The organism is Ruminococcus sp., assembly GCF_016287535.1.
Lineage (GTDB): Bacteria > Bacillota > Clostridia > Oscillospirales > Ruminococcaceae > Ruminococcus.
The window spans coordinates 1-13,959 of sequence record NZ_JAEFAJ010000001.1; the positions used below are offsets into that span (position 1 = coordinate 1).

At 42.3% G+C, this 13,959-nt stretch carries 13 protein-coding genes; 6 read left to right on the forward strand and 7 right to left on the reverse strand.

Going from position 1 to position 13,959, the window contains the following annotated elements; all coding sequences use genetic code 11:
* Positions 1–112 precede the first annotated feature (112 nt).
* The 6 genes from QZZ36_RS00005 to QZZ36_RS00030 all read left to right on the forward strand — a co-directional run bounded on the left by QZZ36_RS00005 (position 113) and on the right by QZZ36_RS00030 (position 6,739).
* Positions 113–1,414, forward strand: coding sequence for a DUF512 domain-containing protein (locus QZZ36_RS00005; RefSeq protein ID WP_295074793.1), 1,302 nt, complete (start codon positions 113–115; stop codon positions 1,412–1,414).
* A gap of 88 nt (positions 1,415–1,502) precedes the next feature.
* Positions 1,503–2,831 (forward strand): ribosome biogenesis GTPase Der, encoded by a 1,329-nt coding sequence (gene der, locus QZZ36_RS00010; protein WP_295074796.1) that lies wholly within the window; start codon positions 1,503–1,505, stop codon positions 2,829–2,831.
* On the forward strand, positions 2,831–3,496 hold the full coding sequence (gene plsY, locus QZZ36_RS00015) for a glycerol-3-phosphate 1-O-acyltransferase PlsY (RefSeq protein WP_295074799.1): 666 nt from the start codon (positions 2,831–2,833) through the stop codon (positions 3,494–3,496). The genes der and plsY overlap by 1 nt, the downstream gene beginning before the upstream one ends.
* A gap of 38 nt (positions 3,497–3,534) precedes the next feature.
* Entirely contained in the window at positions 3,535–4,527 is a 993-nt protein-coding gene (locus tag QZZ36_RS00020; RefSeq protein ID WP_295074802.1) for an NAD(P)H-dependent glycerol-3-phosphate dehydrogenase, read from the forward strand.
* A gap of 26 nt (positions 4,528–4,553) precedes the next feature.
* Entirely contained in the window at positions 4,554–6,092 is a 1,539-nt protein-coding gene (locus QZZ36_RS00025; RefSeq protein WP_295074805.1) for an asparagine synthase-related protein, read from the forward strand.
* Positions 6,093–6,172: 80 nt separating this feature from the next.
* On the forward strand, positions 6,173–6,739 hold the full coding sequence (locus QZZ36_RS00030; RefSeq protein WP_295074808.1) for an HD domain-containing protein: 567 nt from the start codon (positions 6,173–6,175) through the stop codon (positions 6,737–6,739).
* A 42-nt stretch (positions 6,740–6,781) separates the two neighbouring features.
* Here QZZ36_RS00030 and QZZ36_RS00035 read toward each other — a convergent pair whose 3' ends face one another.
* From QZZ36_RS00035 to QZZ36_RS00065, 7 genes are all read right to left on the reverse strand, one after another.
* Complete coding sequence (locus tag QZZ36_RS00035; RefSeq protein WP_295074811.1) at positions 6,782–7,975, reverse strand: homoserine dehydrogenase; 1,194 nt, start codon at positions 7,973–7,975, stop codon at positions 6,782–6,784.
* Positions 7,976–7,994: 19 nt separating this feature from the next.
* Positions 7,995–8,438 (reverse strand): ACT domain-containing protein, encoded by a 444-nt coding sequence (locus QZZ36_RS00040; protein WP_295074814.1) that lies wholly within the window; start codon positions 8,436–8,438, stop codon positions 7,995–7,997.
* A gap of 177 nt (positions 8,439–8,615) precedes the next feature.
* On the reverse strand, positions 8,616–9,890 hold the full coding sequence (locus tag QZZ36_RS00045) for a replication-associated recombination protein A (protein ID WP_295074817.1): 1,275 nt from the start codon (positions 9,888–9,890) through the stop codon (positions 8,616–8,618).
* 18 nt (positions 9,891–9,908) lie between these two features.
* Positions 9,909–10,205: a VOC family protein gene (locus QZZ36_RS00050; RefSeq protein WP_295075625.1), complete on the reverse strand. Its 297-nt coding sequence runs from the start codon at positions 10,203–10,205 to the stop codon at positions 9,909–9,911.
* A 62-nt stretch (positions 10,206–10,267) separates the two neighbouring features.
* Positions 10,268–10,666, reverse strand: a complete 399-nt coding sequence (locus tag QZZ36_RS00055; RefSeq protein ID WP_295074820.1) for a DUF3795 domain-containing protein — start codon at positions 10,664–10,666, stop codon at positions 10,268–10,270.
* A gap of 65 nt (positions 10,667–10,731) precedes the next feature.
* Entirely contained in the window at positions 10,732–11,988 is a 1,257-nt protein-coding gene (glyA, locus tag QZZ36_RS00060; protein WP_295074823.1) for a serine hydroxymethyltransferase, read from the reverse strand.
* 203 nt (positions 11,989–12,191) lie between these two features.
* Complete coding sequence (locus tag QZZ36_RS00065) at positions 12,192–13,787, reverse strand: sodium:solute symporter (RefSeq protein ID WP_295074826.1); 1,596 nt, start codon at positions 13,785–13,787, stop codon at positions 12,192–12,194.
* Between the last annotated feature and the right edge of the window lie 172 nt (positions 13,788–13,959).

Consider the following 13,959-nt stretch of genomic DNA (forward strand, 5'->3'; position numbering starts at 1 on the left):
ATAAGGGCGTTGAGGTCCTTAAGATCGACGCTGAATAATCGGCTTGATCCGATAAAAGAGAAGGAGAGGAGGAGTGAACCTTCTCTCCTTTTTAAGTTTTTGGAGAAGATATATGGTTAAGATCAACAGCGTAATGCATGGCTCTCCGGCAGATTTGTCCGGAGTAAAAAGTGGCGATATACTCGTTGAAATAAATGGTCATGGTATAAAAGATGTACTTGACTATATGTACTATGCTGCCGATACGGAAATCACTATTAAGCTTGAAAGAAACAGCAAGCCGCTTACAATAAATATTTCCAAGGATGAATATGACGACCTTGGACTTGAATTTGAAACTTTTCTCATGGATCAGAAGCAGTCATGCAGTAATAAGTGCGTTTTCTGCTTTATAGATCAGATGCCTCCTGGCATGAGAGAGACCCTGTATTTTAAGGACGATGACGCAAGATTGTCATTTTTGCAGGGAAATTATGTTACACTTACCAATATGAAACAGGAGGATATCGACAGGATCATTGAAATGAAGCTGAATATCAATGTTTCTGTTCATACGACCAACCCCGAACTCAGAGTAAAAATGATGAATAACCGTTTTGCGGGAGAGAAGTTGAAGTTTATACGTCAGCTCGCAGAGAACGGTATCAAGCTGAATTGCCAGATCGTGTGCTGCCCCGGACTGAATGACGGCGATGAGTTAAGAAGATCACTAACAGATCTTGGTGAGTTAATGCCTAATGTCACGAGTATGGCAGTCGTTCCGGTCGGACTTACAAAATTCAGGGAAGGTTTGTTTCCGCTTGTAAGCTTTACAAAAGAAACTGCAGGCGAGACGATCGACATTATTGAAGAGTTCCAGCAGATATTTCTGAAGAAATTCGGAACAAGAACAGTATTTCCTTCCGACGAATTCTATCTCATTGCCGAGAGAGAATTGCCGCCGATGGAAGCATATGAGGATTTTTCACAGTATGAAAACGGCGTAGGAATGCTCAGGTCTCTTATTGATGAATTTGAAAAAGCTCTTGATATGGCTGAATGGGAAGGCGGAGAAAGGTGCGTTTCAATCGCAACAGGTTATTCGCCGTTTAATACGATAAGTATGCTTGCGCAAATGGCGGAAAAGCGTTTCCCGTTGCTTAAATGCAACGTATATCGTATCCGCAATGATTTTTTCGGCGAAACGATCACAGTTACCGGTCTTATAACAGCTCAGGATCTCATTGCTCAGCTAAAGGGCAAGGAACTTGGAGAAGAGCTGCTGATTTCATCTTCTATGTTAAGACGTGATTCAGATGTTTTTCTTGACGATCTTACTGTAGAGGACGTGGAACGCGAAATAAAAGTAAGGATAAAATCCACCAACAGTGACGGTTATGAGCTGCTTGACGCAATAATGGGAGTAACATACTGACCGTCTCTGTCACTGTTTATTGAAATGAAAGCATGAAGCATATTGCTTCTTTAAATATATTTTATTGAAAAGAAAGGAGAGGGCATCAATGTCATTACCAATAGTTGCTGTTGTCGGACGTCCTAATGTGGGCAAGTCTACACTTTTCAACAAGCTGATCGGACAGCGCCTTTCAATCGTAGAAGACACTCCGGGTGTGACAAGAGACCGTATCTATTCAAAATGTGAATGGCGCGGCAAGGAGTTTATGGTCGTTGATACAGGCGGTATTGAACCAGACAGCAATGATGTAATTCTTTCTCAGATGAGAAGACAGTCAGAACTGGCGATAGAAAAAGCCGATGTTATTGTTTTTGTGACTGACATACGCTGCGGAGTAACTGCTGACGACTATGCAGTTGCCCAAATGCTGCTGAAGAGCGGCAAACCTGTAGTTCTCGCCGTAAATAAGGTGGACACACTCGGTGATCCTCCTTTGGAATTATATGAATTTTATAATCTCGGACTCGGAGAACCTTATCCCATCTCGTCTGTACATGGTCATGGTACGGGAGATATGCTTGATAAGGTGTATGAAAGTCTGCCAGACTGCGAAGAAACTGAATATGATGAAGATCATATAAAGGTTGCTGTAATAGGCAAGCCGAATGCAGGAAAGTCTTCTCTTATCAATAAAATCGCAGGTGAAGAGCGTGTGATAGTTTCGGATATCGCCGGAACCACCCGCGATTCAACGGATACTGTTATCGAAAATGAATTCGGTAAGTTTGTTTTCATCGATACAGCAGGTATCAGAAAGAAATCAAAAGTTACTGAAAAGGTTGAGCATTACAGTGTTCTCAGAGCTTATATGGCTGTTGACCGTGCTGACGTATGCGTTATTATGCTTGACGCAACGGAAGGTTTTACCGAGCAGGACTCAAAGGTCGCAGGATATGCGCATGAACAGGGAAAAGCCTGCGTCGTTGCAGTAAACAAATGGGATCTTGTCGAAAAAGATGATAAAACAATGCAGGAATTCAGGACAAAGCTTGAAAATGATTTCAGTTTTATGTCATATGTTCCGTTTGTTTTTATTTCTGCCAAAACCGGTCAGCGCATAAACAAGCTTTATGAGTTGATAAAATATACCTTTGAGCAGAATAGTATGAGGATATCCACCGGTATGCTGAACGATGTGCTTGCATATGCGACTACAAGAGTTCAGCCTCCGTCTGATAAGGGCAGAAGGCTCAAAATATATTATATGACTCAGCCTTCTACAAAACCGCCTACTTTCGTTACGTTTGTTAACAGAGCTGATCTGTTTCATTTTTCATACAGAAGATATATCGAAAACCAAATACGTTCAACATTCGGTCTTGAGGGAACACCAGTTCGCTTTATAGTCCGTGAAAGAGGAGGGAATGATAAATAATGAAAATGTTTATAACTTTGCTTGTGAGTGCAGGTCTTGGCTATTTTCTCGGCAGTCTGAATTTTTCAATTATCGTTGTAAGAATGATGACAGGAAGAGATATCCGTGATATGGGCAGTAAAAATGCAGGCCTTACCAATACTCTCAGATGTGCAGGCAAAAGCTGTGCTTTTATTACGCTTATAGGGGATCTTCTTAAAGGTGTAATTGCTGTTGCACTTGCAAGAGGCTTCTGTCATCTTATGAATACAGGACTCATGCCGGGAAATGATACGCATTATATAGGTTATATTGCCGGATTTTTTGCGATCATAGGTCATGTATTTCCTATCTATTACGGATTCAAGGGCGGAAAGGGCGTGCTTGTCGGAGCTGCATCGTTCCTTGCAGTAGATTATAAGGTATTTATTGCACTTTTGGCGATATTTGTCGTTATGCTTGCGCTTTCAAAGTATGTTTCCCTTTCATCGATTATTTCCACAGCATATTGTCCTATCGCAACATTCATGATGTCACTTATCGTTGATAATTATTCGTTCGGCAGGAGTTTGCTGTATATGGTTTTATCTGTACCGATGGCAGCAATGGTAATATGGATGCACCGTTCCAATATTCAAAGGCTCGTTGCAGGAAACGAGAATAAGTTCTCGTTCAACAGCATATAAATAAGCAGAGACTGATATATTGATAGGAGTGGATCACGATGGCGAATATAGTTATACTCGGTTCGGGAGGATTCGGTCTCAGTCTTGCTATAATGGCTGAGCACTGCGGAAAACATAAGGTCACTGTATGGTCAAAATTCCAGTCTGAGATCGATGAGATACGTTCACATGGCGAGCATATTCAGAAGCTGCCGGGTGTGCCTGTATCTGAAAGTATCGCAATGACAAGTGATATATCATGTATAAAGGGATGTGATATGCTGTTTTTCGGTATCCCTTCATCATTTGTCAGAGATGTCGCAAAAGCAGCTGCCCCATTTGTGGACGATAATATGGTCGTAGTAAATACCGGAAAGGGCCTTGAAGAAGGAAGTCTCAAAACTCTCAGTGAGGTCATACGTGAAGAGATAAAGACTGATAAAATGGTCGTTTTGTCCGGACCGTCTCACGCGGAAGAGGTCGCAAGGTGTGTTCCTACTACTATCGTAGCTGCTTCTGATAACCGTGAGGCGGCAGAGTATGTGCAGCGTGAATTCGGAAATCAGTATCTCAGGATATACGTTAATGATGACGTCAAGGGCTGTGAGATCGGCGGGGCATTAAAAAATATCATTGCTCTTTGTGTCGGAATCTGTGACGGTCTCGGCTACGGCGACAATACAAAGGCAGCACTTATGACAAGAGGTATACACGAGATAGCTCGTCTCGGAAAAGCCTGCGGAGCCAATCCTAATACTTTCAGCGGCCTTACCGGAATTGGCGACCTTATAGTTACCTGTACAAGTATGCACAGCCGAAACAGACGTGCCGGTATACTCATAGGTCAGGGCGTATCGCCTGAAGAAGCAGTAGAACGTGTAGGCACAGTCGAAGGATATTTCTGCTGCAAGGCCGCATATTCACTTGCCAGACAGAAGGGCGTTTCAATGCCTATAACAGAACAGCTTAACGAAGTTCTTTTCAACGGCGGAGATATAAGGCTTGCTCTCGGAGCTCTTATGAATCGTCCGCTCAATTCTGAAGAAATATAATCATACCAATCAAGAGGTGAACTTAATTGATCAGCATCTGCGATTACAGAGGCCATATACGCAATTGGCGCGGACTATGCAGCGAACTTGGAATAAAAACAGATCTTTCACGTGAAGACCGTGAAAAAGAGATCATTATAAAGTCTTATGAAAAATGGGGCAGGGAAATGGCAGACCATTTTTATGGTATGTTCGCTTTTGCTCTTTATGATACAGAAGAAAAAAAGTATTTCTGTCTCAGAGACCAGTTCGGAACAAAGCCGTTCTACTATTACATAACCAAAGACAACAGACTGCTTTGCGGAACCAACATCAGCAGGATAATCGGACAGGAAGGCTTTGTCAAAGAACTGAACATAGATATGCTCCAGATTTATATGACGCTTACCTATGTAGCAGGGGAGGATACCTTCTTCAAGGGAGTAAAGAAGCTAATGCCTGGACACTGGCTTGAATTCAAGGACGGAGTTCTTACTGTAGAGCGCTACTGGACTCCTGTATTCAAACCTGATGATTCTAGGACTCTTGATGAGTGGGCAGACGAGATACATGAAACACTCGGCAATATTTTCCATGAGGTAAAGGACGAGGACGAGACAGCTGAATCTTTCCTTTCAGGTGGTGTTGATTCATCTTATGTTCTTGCCATGTCTGATGCTAAAAGAGCTGATTCATGCGGCTATGACGAGGAAAGATTTGACGAGTCCCGTGTCGCAGCGAAGACTGCTGAGCTCCTCAATGTTGAACACAGTATTGCAAATATCCAGCCTAAGGATTTCTTTGATATCGTACCATTTGTTATGTATAACATGGAGCAGCCTCTCGGAGATGCTTCTGCAATTGTTTTTACCCTTGGCTGCAAAGCTACTGCCGAGCATACAAAGCTCTGCTATTCCGGCGAAGGCGCAGACGAGTTTTTCGGCGGCTATAATATGTATCGCAATGCTGAGCGCTACGGTGATAATCTCAAAACTTTCTATGTTGGAAATACCAATATCATGAAGGAAGAAGAAAAGCAGAAGATACTCAGGCATTATAACCCTGACGTACTTCCGATAAATCTTGTGAAGTATATCTATGATGAAACGGAAGGCCTTGATCCGCTTACAAAGATGTCAGATGTTGATATACAGATATGGCTTGAAGGAGATATCTACCTTAATGTGGATAAAATGAGTACCGCTTTCGGACTTGAGATACGTATGCCTCTTACTGATCGCAGGATATTTGATATTGCTTCACGTATGCCTTCAAAATACAAGGTAAACGACGAAACGAACAAGGTTGCATTCAGGACAGCTGCGGCAAAGGTACTTCCGGAGGAGATCGCTTTCAGAAAGAAGCTCGGCTTTATAGTTCCTATCAGGATATGGCTTGCCGATGAGCGCTACAATGCTGATGTGCGTGCTAAATTCAGAAGCGATATGGCTGCGCAGTTTTTTGATCTTGACGAGATAAACGCTATTTTCAACGATTATGTCGGTGGAAATTCCGATAACTGGCGGAAGGTATGGACGATTTATACCTTCCTTGTCTGGTACGAGGAATATTTTGTAAAAAGATAATAATATATAACAGCACCTTTGAACTTTCACTCAAAGGTGCTGTTATGGTTATTTGGGAAACTATAAAAAGGAGCAGATATATGAATGTAAAAGAATACCTTGAAATACTGCATACAGCTGAAAGGCTAAAGGATACTCTGAGACATTGTACGACTTCAGAAGGAAGGAATGAAAGTGTTGCGGAGCACAGCTGGCGTTTGGCTCTGATGGCATTGTTGTTAAAGAATGAATTCCCTGATGCAGATATAAGCAGGGTGATAGAAATGTGCCTTATACACGACCTCGGAGAGTGTTTTACAGGTGATATACCGTCATTTTTGAAAAATGATAAGGACAGAGTGACAGAAGATAAGCTTCTGAATAAGTGGATAGGGTCATTACCTGATGAAGTGTCCGGAGAGTGGCTGGCTTTATTTGCTGAGTTGACTGCACAGGAAACAAAGGAAGCAAAGATCTGCAAGGCTCTTGATAAACTTGAAGCGCTGATCCAGCATAATGAATCACCGATCAATACGTGGTCGGATAATGAATTTGAGCTGAACAAGACCTATGCTTTTGATACCGTTGAGTTTTCAGACTGGCTTACAGAGCTCAGAGATGAGATATTAAAAGATACACTCAAAAAGATCAAAACTGAAAAAATATAATAAAACAGCCCGAAATAGTCTTTTTTTCGGGCTGTAGTTTATTTATTCAAATACAGGAAGAAATGCAAGTGCACCGAGTTCCTTTGCCTTTGCCTGAGCGTCAGCAAATGAGAGCGTATCTGTTGTTATGTAAGAAAGACCATTTTCGCTGTTATATACTTCAACTCCACCGATCTCCGAACCGCCGGGCAAACGGAAATACCAGCGTGAGGAGAAATTGTCTATCTTTTCAACGAATGAATCATCAGAAGCAGATTCCCATGTCTGGGAGAAGACAGTTACCTTATGCTTTACAGCTTCGATAACATCGCCCATTACAGCGCTTGCAGTCGGAAGTTTTCCTGCTCCGCGTCCATAAAACATTGTCTGATCTATACCGTCACCATAAACGAGGACGGCGTTGAAAACGTCATTAACTCCAGACATTATACTGTCATAAGAAACAAGCATAGGCATAACAGACGGAAGAATCTTGCCGTTATCAAGCTTTGAAACTGAAGCAACAAGCTTTATAGCATAGCCGAGAACGTCAGAAGCTTCCACATCACAGAGCTGTATATCTGTGATACCCTTGGTGTAAACGCTTTTGGGATAAACGTGTTTACCGAATACGAGGGAAGAGATTATGCATATCTTGCGGCAGGCGTCATGGCCTTCGATATCAGCTGTAGGATCCTTTTCAGCATAGCCAAGTTTCTGAGCAAGCTTCAGAGCCTCAGCAAACGGCATATTATCATTATACATTTTTGTGAGTATAAAATTAGTGGTACCGTTAAGTATACCTGCCACCTTGGAAATATCATTGGCAGCAAGGCATCTGTGAAGAGGACGGATTATTGGGATTGCACCGCCTACGCTCGCTTCAAAGAAGAAGTTGCAGTTGTGCTCCTTTGCGGTTTTCAGGAGAATATCACCTTTTTCAGCTACAAGTTCCTTATTGGAAGTTGAAACGCTCTTTCCTTTTTCGAGACAAGCTTTTACGAAAGTGAATGCAGGTTCAACGCCGCCCATACATTCAGCTACCGATACGACTTCGTCATCATTAACTATATCGTCAAAGTTCTTGGTGAATTTGTCAGCGTAAGGAGAATCAGGAAAATCTCTGAGATCGAGTATATATTTTATATCCATTTCAGTACCGGCGTGTTTTTCAATACTCTTTCTGTTTTTGTAAAAGAGTTCAACGACGCCTGAACCAACAACACCATGACCTAAAACTGCAAATTTAACTGACATAAAAAGAAACCTCCGTAAACTATTCGGCAGAGAGTATCTTACACTCTAAAATGCCGTCAAGTTCTGTAATTGAATTAAGCTGAGCGAGTTCTTCGGTGGATTCGCCCGTGAGCCTGAGTGAAATATTTACAGCTGCAGCACCATCAACTGGTATGCTCTGATTAACTGTAAGAATATTGGCATTCAGGTTGTGAAGAAAGACAAGAGCGCTTGACAGGATACCGGGTTTATCGCTAAGTAACAGGTAGATATTCACTATCTTTCTGTTAAAAAGCTCCTCGTAAGAAAAAACACTGTCTTTATACTTATAATAAGCGCTTCTTGATATGCCGATGCGTTTACAGGCGGAAGCAAAGCTTTTTTCGCCTTTTTGTGCCATTAGCTTCTTGACTTCCAGAACTTTTGTAAAGACTTCGGGAAGTATCTTTGAATCGGCAACTATAAGCTGTGATTTGGTATCCATAAGAAATCACCTTTTGATAGATAGTGTATAAATCGTCCGCCTACGGTGAACAGTTGTTTACCATATAATTACTATAACATTTTTTTGATGTTTTGTCAAGACTAAATAATTACAGCGGAAGACGTATATTTTATGTAAGATGACAATAGTCCGCGTTGTTCACGCGGACTATTTTGCTTACTTTTCAGTTTTTTCGAGTATTTTCAGTCTGTACTGATATGCGGACTGTTCCTGCTTGTTATCTCCGAATTTATAGTACACATGGTCTGCGATAGCATCGGGAAGATATTGCTGCTTTACGTAGTGTCCTGGAAAATCATGAGGATAAAGATAATGCTGTCCGATCACTTTTGCTCCTTTGCCGTCGTAGTGAATATTCTGTAAATGACGCGGGAAATCAAGTGCGTCACAGCTCTTTATATCTTCAAGCGCAGCATCAATAGCCATACAGGCACTGTTGGATTTCGGGGCTGTAGCCATTAAGATAACAGCTTCTGCTATGGGAAGCTTTGCCTCGGGAAGTCCAAGCTGCAAAGCGGAGTCCACACAGGCTTTTACTATCGGAACAGCCATAGGGTAGGCAAGTCCGACATCTTCGGAAGCGATACAGAGCATACGTCTGCAAAGAGAGATTATATCTCCGGCTTCGATAAGTCTTGCTGCATAATGCAGGGCGGCGTTTTCATCAGAACCGCGCACTGATTTGTGAAATGCAGACAGTATATCATAATGCTGGTCACCGTCACGGTCGTAGCGCATATTGCTGCGTTGAGCGAGAACATCAAGAGAAGCTTCGGTTATTGTAATTTTCCCGTTGGAAGGTTCTCCGCATATGACAGCAAGCTCGGCTGTATTCATTGCTTTACGCACATCACCGCCGCAGCTGTAAGCAATACGTTTGATAATATCCTCTGAAGCAATGATCTCATAGTTATTTTCACCGGACATAATTTTCAAAGCGCGTTTTATGGCGGGAACAAGCTGCTCGGCAGTAACCGGTTTGAACTCAAATACCGTGCTTCTGCTTATAACTGCATTATATACGGCAAAATAAGGATTTTCGGTAGTTGAAGCAATAAGGGTGATGTCACCGTTCTCAATATATTCAAGAAGACTCTGCTGCTGCTTTTTGTTCAGGTATTGTATCTCATCGAGATAAAGCAGTATACCGTTTTCACTGCCAAAAGTGCCGATATCTGCGACAACGTCCTTGATATCGGAAAGTGAAGCGTTAGTGCCGTTGAGTTTATACAGAGACATTCCACAGTTCTCGGCAATGATACGGGCTACAGTTGTCTTGCCGACTCCTGACGGACCGTAGAAAATCATATTCGGAACAGTACCGCTTTCAATTATACGGCGAAGGGGCTTGCCCTCTGCGAGGATATGCTCCTGACCGACCACATCGGCAAGAGTTTTCGGACGTATCTTATCAGCTAATGGCGCGGGCATAGCAGTTCTCCTTTCTGTTTATTTTACAGGTGCGGTTATTTCAATATGATTTCCTTCTGAATCGACAAATTCCGCTACCCAGTTATCATTTATCCGGGTAAGTGGAAAACATATTTCTTTCCCGGTTAGTTTCCTTTTTAAATCGTTAAGATTTTCAGTGCTTAGGCTTGGCAGGCAATTGCTGCCGAAAGTATGCGGTTCATTAGCTTTTTCATAAGCAAATAAACCCAAACGGAAGCCATTTACATCGAAAACGCTGTAAACATCGTCTTTTTCGGTTACTTTCTGCTCAAAAAGCTCCTCGTAGAACTTTATAAATCTTTACATTTCTTTAACGCACAGATAGAGCGACTTTATGTTAATTCTCATATTATGAATCAGCGATTGCCTGTTTGAATAAAACGTATCAGGGCTTCGATGTCGTCGAAATCGTCATAATCGCCGATAATACCCTCTCTGTGGTAAACAATACCTGCTTTTTCGTTTTTTTCAAGACAGTTCAGAAGCTCATCTACGCCAAATCTTCTTGCATATTCCGCAAAAGCGCGAGCTTTTATTTTATCCGCATATAACCCTTTGCGGCAGTCTTTCGGTTCACACTCATAGCAGCCGTTTATGTTCTTTTCAATTACGCATTTTCTGTTAACGCACCATTCTGCGTCATTGCACCATGAAAGATCAAGAAAACCGTCACGTTTGCAGCCTTTACATTCAACATTTTCAGAGCACAGGCAGCAAGCCAGTCCGCATCTGGCTATTCCGAGTTCGCGTTTCATAGTATACTCCTATAATTATAAAAATCAAGGGACGGACAGCTCGTCCGTCCCTTATTGGCTATTGATTACTTGTAAAGTGGGAACTTCTCGCAGATAGCGTTTACACCTGCACGGATCTCGTCGGCCTTGTTCTCAAAATCTGTAGCGCAGAGGTAGATGTACTCAGCGATCTTTTCCATTTCCTCAACACCGAGACCTCTTGTTGTAACAGCAGGAGTACCGATTCTGATACCGCTTGTTACGAAAGGCTTCTCAGGATCGTTGTGGATAGCGTTCTTGTTTACTGTGATGTAAACCTCATCAAGTCTGTGCTCAAGCTCCTTACCTGTGATGCTGAAAGGACGGAGATCAACCAGCATTAGGTGGTTGTCTGTACCGCCTGATACGAGGTTGAAGCCTCTCTTTACGAGACCGTCAGCAAGAGCCTTGGCGTTCTTTACAATCCTCTGCTGATAGTCCTTGAACTCCGGCTTGAGAGCTTCACCGAAGCATACAGCCTTAGCAGCGATTGTGTGCATCAGAGGTCCGCCCTGTGTTCCGGGGAAGATAGCAGAATTGATCTTCTTTGCAAGAGCCTCGTCATTTGTGAGGATAAGTCCGCCTCTTGGTCCGCGGAGAGTCTTATGTGTAGTAGTTGTTGTGATATCGGCATAAGGAACAGGGGACTCGTGGCAGCCTGCTGCAACAAGACCTGCAATATGAGCCATATCTACCATGAGAAGAGCTCCTACTGAATCAGCTATCTGACGAAGTCTCTTGAAGTCTATTGCTCTCGGATAAGCGCTTGCGCCTGCAACGATGAGCTTTGGCTTGTGCTCATTTGCGAGAGCCTGTACTGTATCATAATTTATCATTTCAGTCTCATCATCAAGACCGTATGAAACGAAGTTGAAGTATTTACCTGAAAGATTTACAGGCGAACCGTGTGTGAGATGTCCTCCGTCTGCAAGGCTCATACCGAGAACGGTATCACCTGGCTGAAGAACTGCGAAATATGCAGCTGTGTTAGCCTGAGCACCTGAGTGGGGCTGAACATTTGCAAACTTTGCACCAAAAAGCTTGCAAGCTCTTTCAATAGCTATAGCTTCTACCTCGTCAACGCACTGGCAGCCGCCGTAGTAACGCTTTCCGGGATAGCCTTCAGCATACTTATTTGTAAGAACGCTTCCCATAGCAGCCATTACTGCGGGAGAAACGATATTTTCGCTTGCGATGAGTTCGAGGTTTCTCTGCTGACGAGCAAGCTCCTTGCCCATTGCTTCGCCTACTGCTGGATCGTAGCTCTTAACGAAGCCGATTGAATCCATAAGATCGTTGTACATAAAAGCACTCCTTTAAAATAGTGAATTTGCGCAAATGCATTACTTTATAATTATACATTAACTTTAGAAAAATTTCAATAGGTAAACTGAAAAAAGTTGCCTGTAATGTAAATTCTCATGTAAATAGCGGAATTTCCGTTGAAATTCGGCATATAACACAGATTGCCCCTCTGTGTATTTTCAGAGGGGCATTGAATTATATTTTAAACAGATTTTTCAAGACTGCTGAAAGCGTTGTCAACTATCTTTTTGTCAGGAGCCTTTGTAAATGCGCTTATAACTGGTACGATAATCAATGAAACTATCATAGAGAAAGCACCTGCATTGATCGGTGAAAGAAGAGACAGAGGACAGTTAAGTCCGATAATAGCTTCCTTGATACCGCTGAAAGCCTCAATATTGAGACTGAAAAGTATCATATGCATAACGCTTATTCCGACACCGGTGATAAAGCTTGCACAGCAGGCAGCCTTTGAAACCTTTTTCATGAAAAGACCATAGAGGAACGGTCCGAGGAAGGCACCTGAAAGTGCGCCCCATGAATAAGACATAAGCGTTGAAATGGAAGCATTTTTATTGCAGGCGATAATAACAGAGATCAAAAGGAATACTGCAATAAAAATACGCATGAACATTACCTGGTGCTTATCGTCAAAATTCTTGATACGTGGTTTGATAAGGTCGTTTGTCAGCGTTGAGCTTGAGGTGAGAACAAGTGATGAAAGAGTTGAAAGCGAAGCGGAGAGTACAAGTACGACTACAAGTCCGATAAGAATGCTCGGAAGTGCCTGCTGAAGAAGTGCAGGAACCATTGTATCATAGACGGGCTTTCCGTTCACGGTTTCAATATAGGTTTTATCTTTATCGCCGCCGAGTGTGCAGTAAAGTCTGACAAATCCGCCCATGAAATATGAACCGCCTGCTACAACAAAAGCAAATAATGTTGAAATGAAAGCGCCCTTCTTTATTGCCTGCTCGTCCTTTATAGCGTAGAACTTCTGTACCATCTGAGGAAGTCCCCATGTACCGAGAGATGTAAGTATTACAACGCCAAGCAGATTTATGGGATCAGGTCCGAAGAAAGAGCCCAGTGTGCCGGTTTCCGTCTTGCTGTCTGAGATCCTGTTTAATGCATCGAATGCAGCAGAAATACCGTCTTTTTTCTGTACTGTAAGAGCAACTACTGTTATAATTCCTATGAGCATAATGATTCCCTGGAAGAAATCATTGAGTGCTGTTGCTTTGTATCCGCCAAGTGTTACATAAACAGCTGAAAGAACAGCCATTGCGATGATTATGTAAGTTGCTCCGTTATCTCCAAGGTCAAATACCATACCGAAAAGTCTTGAAAGACCATTGTAAACGGAAGCAGTATATGGTATGAGGAATATGAAAACTATAAGTGCAGCAATTGTCTTTAAGCCTTTGGAATCAAATCTGCGCTCAAAGAACTCAGGCATAGTTTTTGCGCCGATATGATTTGTCATAAGACGTGTTCGCTTACCGATAAGAAAGAACGGGATAAGGCTTCCGATTATAGCGTTACCGACGCCTATCCATGATGCTGACGCGCCGTATAACCAGCCGAACTGTCCGGCGTAACCGATGAATACGACAGCAGAGAAGTAAGTTGTTCCATATGAAAAAGCAGTGAGCCATGAACCAACATTTCTGCCACCGAGCATAAAGTCTTCAGATGACTTGGTCCGTCTTGACATATAGATTCCGATGCCTACCATAATGATTACATAAATGGCAAGTATTACGAATGTTGCGGTTGTAGCGGTTTGGGATTGCATTGATATCTCGACCTTTCTGTATGCTTCACGTTTTTTTGTTATAAACCTGTAAAGCTTTAAATGAATAAAGTGATTGCCGAGTAATATTATACTATATAATAAATGTAAAGTCAATAGTAATTTTAAAAAAATCCTCGAAAAACAGACTTTTATTTTGTTATATGGCGCAAAC

What these genes read in the sequence shown, in the direction of transcription:
- plsY (WP_295074799.1), top strand. Translation starts at nt 2,831, where the DNA reads ATGAAAATGTTTATAACTTTGCTTGTGAGTGCAGGTCTTGGCTATTTT.
- QZZ36_RS00065 (WP_295074826.1), bottom strand. Translation starts at nt 13,787, where the DNA reads ATGCAATCCCAAACCGCTACAACCGCAACATTCGTAATACTTGCCATT.
- QZZ36_RS00030 (WP_295074808.1), top strand. Translation starts at nt 6,173, where the DNA reads ATGAATGTAAAAGAATACCTTGAAATACTGCATACAGCTGAAAGGCTA.
- QZZ36_RS00035 (WP_295074811.1), bottom strand. Translation starts at nt 7,975, where the DNA reads ATGTCAGTTAAATTTGCAGTTTTAGGTCATGGTGTTGTTGGTTCAGGC.
- glyA (WP_295074823.1), bottom strand. Translation starts at nt 11,988, where the DNA reads ATGTACAACGATCTTATGGATTCAATCGGCTTCGTTAAGAGCTACGAT.
- QZZ36_RS00020 (WP_295074802.1), top strand. Translation starts at nt 3,535, where the DNA reads ATGGCGAATATAGTTATACTCGGTTCGGGAGGATTCGGTCTCAGTCTT.
- QZZ36_RS00040 (WP_295074814.1), bottom strand. Translation starts at nt 8,438, where the DNA reads ATGGATACCAAATCACAGCTTATAGTTGCCGATTCAAAGATACTTCCC.
- QZZ36_RS00045 (WP_295074817.1), bottom strand. Translation starts at nt 9,890, where the DNA reads ATGCCCGCGCCATTAGCTGATAAGATACGTCCGAAAACTCTTGCCGAT.
- der (WP_295074796.1), top strand. Translation starts at nt 1,503, where the DNA reads ATGTCATTACCAATAGTTGCTGTTGTCGGACGTCCTAATGTGGGCAAG.
- QZZ36_RS00055 (WP_295074820.1), bottom strand. Translation starts at nt 10,666, where the DNA reads ATGAAACGCGAACTCGGAATAGCCAGATGCGGACTGGCTTGCTGCCTG.
- QZZ36_RS00005 (WP_295074793.1), top strand. Translation starts at nt 113, where the DNA reads ATGGTTAAGATCAACAGCGTAATGCATGGCTCTCCGGCAGATTTGTCC.